The following is a 4147-nucleotide window of genomic DNA, read 5'->3' on the forward strand; positions in this document are numbered from 1 at the left end:
GATCGAGCGCTACCGCCGGGCCGCAGGCCTCGAAGCCGCGCACGCGGCCCCCGCGCTCGCGCAACAGCCAGACGCCGTCGCCGCCGAGGCCGTTCCTGTGCGGGTAGACCACCGCGATCGAGGCCGCCATCGCGACCATCGCCTCGACCGCGTTGCCGCCCTGCGCCAGCACGGACAGCCCGGCCCGCGCCGCGAGATCGTGCGGCGCGGCAACGGCGCCGTGGGCGAAGACGGGTGTCTCGGGCATCTCGGGTCCTGACCGCTGGTACCGAACGGGTTAGACGCGGGTAAGCCGCCTGGATAGCCGCCGGTAAAGCCGCGCGGTCTGGGGGACGGCTTTAACAACCTGCAATTGTGATACGCCGTGCCGCAGGCGGAACGCTTGGCGTCGTCTGCCTCTTACCCGCGCATGTTGATCTTCGAATGGGTCGTCGCCGTCCTCTTCGGCGCGGTCCTGCTCGCGGCGCTGGCCCGGCGCCTCGGCGCACCCTATCCGGCCTTCCTGGCGCTCGGCGGCGCGGCGCTCGCCTTCGTGCCGGGCGTGCCCGACCTCACCCTCGATCCGGAACTCGCGCTGGCGCTGTTCCTGGCGCCCGTGCTGCTGGACGCCGGCTACGACACCTCGCTGCGCGACCTGAAGGCGAACTGGCGGCCGATCGGCGGGCTCGCGCTCGGGGCCGTGGCGGCCACCACCGCGGCGGTCGCCCTGGTGACGCACCTGATGATCCCCGGCATGCCCATCGCCGCCTGCATCGTGCTCGGCGCCGTCGTGGCCCCGCCCGACGCGGTGGCGGCGCTCTCGGTGCTGCGCCACGTCTCGCTGCCGCACCGGCTCACCACCATCCTGCGGGGCGAGAGCCTGCTGAACGATGCCGGCTCGCTGCTGATCTACCGGCTCGGGGTGGCGGCGGCGGCCGCCGGCAGCTTCGACCCCGCCAAGGTGGCGCCGACCTTCCTGCTCGGCGTGGTGGGCAGCCTGATCGCCGGCCCGGTGCTCGCCCGCGGCTTCGTGGCGGTCGCTCCCCGCTTCCCCGATGCGGCGAGCGCCATCGTGATGCAGTTCGTGGCCGCCTTCGGCATCTGGCTCGTCGCCGAGCGGCTGGAACTGTCGGGGGTGCTCACGGTGGTCAGCTTCGCCATCACGGTGGCGCGTTACAGCCCCGGCATCACCGCGCCGCGCACCCGCATCGTCTCCTACGCGGTCTGGGAGACGGCGGTGTTCGTGCTCAACGTGCTGGCCTTCGTGCTGGTCGGCCTGCAGATCGGCCCGATCCTCGACCGGCTGAGCGGGGGCGAGCAGGCCCGGGCGATCGGGCTCGCGGCGGCGGTCTTCGCCACCGTGGTCCTGGTGCGCCTGCTCTGGGTGCTGCCGGCCAACGGCCTGCGCGGGCGGATCCGGGGGCGGGACAGCTCGACGGGCTTCCGGCCGGCGCTGGCGATCTCCTGGGCGGGCATGCGTGGCATCGTCACCATCGCGACCGCGCTCGCCCTGCCGCCGGACTTCCCCGAGCGCGACCTCATCGTGTTCACGGCCTTCTTCACCGTGCTCGGCACGCTGACGGTCCAGGGGCTGACCCTCAACCCCCTGCTGCGCCGGCTCGGCCTGGAGGACGACGACCCGGTGGGCCTGGAGGCGGGACAGGCGCGGGCCGAGGCCTACGCGGCGGCCCTCGACAGCCTGGGTGAGGCGGAGGAGGCCGGCGCGGCGGCCGCGCTGCGGGCCGAGTTCGCGGCCGCCCTCGCGGAGGCCGAGCGCCACGAGAAGGGAGTCGCGCCCGAATCCCTGCCCGCCGACGCGGCGCGCCGGCGCGCCATCGCGGCGGCGCGCGACACGGTGCTGCGCCTGCGCCGGGAGGGCCGCATCGGCGACGACGCCTACTATCGCCTGGAGGAGGAGTTCGACTGGGCCGAGCTCAACGCGACCCCGCGGGCCGAGGCGTAGGGGGCGGCGTGATCAGGCGGGCGTAGGCCGCCTCCGGCACGCCGTAGCTGCCGTGGGTCAGGGCTTTCAGGCCGCCGCGGTCGAGGATCAGCACGCGCTTGCGCCGGTTGCGGATCAGGCCCGCGCCTTCCAGGCCCTGCAGCGCCAGGGTGACGCCGGCCCGCTGCACGCCGAGCATCAGCGACAGGAACTCGTGCGTGAGGGCGAGCTCGTCCCCCTCGACCCGGTCGTGGCACATCAGGAGCCAGCGCGCGAGCCGGCTCTCGAGGTTCAGCGCGGCGTGCGCGTGGGCGGTCTCGCCGAGCTGGAGCAGCTGCGTCTGGATATAGGCGAGGAGCGTCGCCCGCAGGCTCGCGCTCTCCGCCGCCGCCGCGCCGAGCGCCGCGGGCGCGATCGCCAGCCCGGATCCGGCCATCTGCACGACGTGGGCGTGCGGCGTCACGGCGTCGGCGAGGAGGGCGGGCGCGGCCCCCGCCAGCCCCTCGCTGCCCACCAGCCCGATCTCGACGCGCTGCTGCCCGTGCGCGGTCGCCACGGAGACGAAGCCGCTCTCGGGGAAGACGCAGGCCGCGATCGCCTCGCCGGGGGCGATCAGGGACAGCCCGAGCGGCAGGTCCACGGGCCGGAGATGCGGTGCGAGGCGCGCGAGATCGGAGGGGTCGAGCGCGCGCAGCAATCGGTTTCGGATCTCTGATCGATGCGGCTCCGAGACCTCGTCTTCACCACGCGCGGACCGGATTACAGGCATCGGGTTTCGGTATTCTTGATCTGCTGGGCTCGAACGCGCCGCGGATCGCGCGCCGGGCCGGGAAACCACTAGCAGAGCAAGATCTTCATGAACTAATCCATGTTAAGACTTGAGTGTCGGTTCGCAGTGTTGGGAGGCGAGCTTCTGTTCGGTATCGAACCGATCGGCCCCGAACCCTGGCACCCGCTGGCGGGCCTCCCTACAACCGCTGGATGAAGCTGAGCAGGCATAGGCACGCGGATCCCGGATCGCCCGGCCGCCGACGCATGGGGCGCGGGCGCGCATGAGCCGCCCCGTCGGCGCATCCCGATCCTTCGCCGAGCCGTGCGCGGCGGCCGCCTCGCGGGCCGGTGCGGCGGGCGGAATGTCGTGATGGACGCGTTCCCGTTCGAGCCGCCGCCGCGTACGGCCGAGGCGGACGGCGCCGACATGCTGGCGCGCAAGCTCGGCGGCTTCGTCGATCTCGACGCGGCCGACCTCGCCGCCCTCGAACGGGTCTGCGGGCGGGCGCGCCGCTTCGTCGGGCAGACCGATCTCCTGCAGCAGGGCGAGGTTCCGGACACGGTGATCGCGGTGCTGCGCGGCTTCGTCTGCCGCGCCCGCCACCGGCCGAACGGGTCCTGTCAGATCCTCGCCTACCTCCTGCCGGGCGACGTCTCCGATTGCGACGTCACCGACCCGCGGCCGATGGACCACGTGATCGCGACGCTCTCGGCCTGCCTCGTAGCGCGCATCCCGCGCGAGGTCTTCGCGGCACTCCTCGACCGGCATCCCGCGATCGCGCGGGCGCTGCGCATCGCGCGCAGCGTCGATGAGGCGGTCGCGCGGGAGTGGCTGGTGAGCGTGGGGCGGCGCTCCGCCCGCGAGCGGCTCGCCCACCTGTTCTGCGAGCTGTCGGTGCGACTCGGCGCGGTCGGCCTCGCGGGCCCCGACGGCTACGAGCTGCCGCTGACGCAGGTGGCGCTCTCCGACACCCTGGCGCTCACCAGCGTGCACGTGAACCGAACCCTGCGGGAGATGCGGCACGACGGGCTGATCGAGCTGAAGGGCCGGCGCCTCGTCATCCTCGACGCGGAGCGGCTGCGCTCGGTCGCCGAGTTCGACGCCGCCTATCTCCGACGGGCGGCCGGGGGATCGACCTGCGCGCTGGGGTGATGCGGTTTGCGGTTGAAGGGTTCGGCCGTGTCGGGTGAACCGCGCCGCGCCCCCTCTCCCATAGGGAGAGGGTTTTGAGGTGAGGGGTATGACGTTTCAGAACTGAGCACACCATCGGCGCGCGTTCAGGCTGTGCCCTACCCGGCTACGTCATACCCCTCACCCTGTCCCTCTCCCTATGGGAGAGGGGACCCGCGCTTCATCCTGAGAGGATCCGCAACACCGAACGCTTCGACCGGATCCCGTGTGCGGTGAACCGCGCCGCGCCCCCTCTCCCATAGGGAGAGGGTTGGGGTGAGGGG

At 73.0% G+C, this 4147-nt stretch carries 4 protein-coding genes; 2 read left to right on the forward strand and 2 right to left on the reverse strand.

Annotated elements, in window-relative coordinates:
* A partial coding sequence (locus AX737_RS08085) for a gamma-glutamyltransferase (RefSeq protein WP_197430497.1) occupies positions 1 to 247 on the reverse strand: 247 nt, incomplete at its 3' end.
* A 162-nt stretch (positions 248 to 409) separates the two neighbouring features.
* On the opposite strand from AX737_RS08085, the gene AX737_RS08090 reads away from it, so the two are divergent.
* Positions 410 to 1942 carry a sodium:proton antiporter gene (locus tag AX737_RS08090; RefSeq protein WP_066920460.1) on the forward strand — a complete coding sequence of 511 codons (1533 nt, stop codon included), beginning with the start codon at positions 410 to 412 and terminating at the stop codon, positions 1940 to 1942.
* Here AX737_RS08090 and AX737_RS08095 read toward each other — a convergent pair.
* Positions 1914 to 2618, reverse strand: a complete 705-nt coding sequence (locus tag AX737_RS08095) for a Crp/Fnr family transcriptional regulator (RefSeq protein WP_308445254.1) — start codon at positions 2616 to 2618, stop codon at positions 1914 to 1916. The two genes, AX737_RS08090 and AX737_RS08095, sit on opposite strands and share 29 nt — an antisense overlap.
* A 444-nt stretch (positions 2619 to 3062) precedes the next feature.
* Here AX737_RS08095 and AX737_RS08100 point away from each other — a divergent pair, with 444 nt between their 5' ends.
* The gene (locus tag AX737_RS08100) at positions 3063 to 3845 is read left to right on the forward strand and encodes a Crp/Fnr family transcriptional regulator (RefSeq protein ID WP_066920464.1); all 783 of its coding nucleotides are present in this window, start codon (positions 3063 to 3065) and stop codon (positions 3843 to 3845) included.
* The last annotated feature ends 302 nt before the right edge of the window (positions 3846 to 4147 follow it).

The sequence above is a fragment of the Methylobacterium sp. CCH5-D2 genome (assembly GCF_001556475.1).
Lineage (GTDB): Bacteria > Pseudomonadota > Alphaproteobacteria > Rhizobiales > Beijerinckiaceae > Methylobacterium > Methylobacterium hispanicum.

Coding starts and splice junctions, on each gene's coding strand:
- AX737_RS08090 (WP_066920460.1), top strand. CDS start 410: ATGTTGATCTTCGAATGGGTCGTCGCCGTCCTCTTCGGCGCGGTCCTG.
- AX737_RS08100 (WP_066920464.1), top strand. CDS start 3,063: ATGGACGCGTTCCCGTTCGAGCCGCCGCCGCGTACGGCCGAGGCGGAC.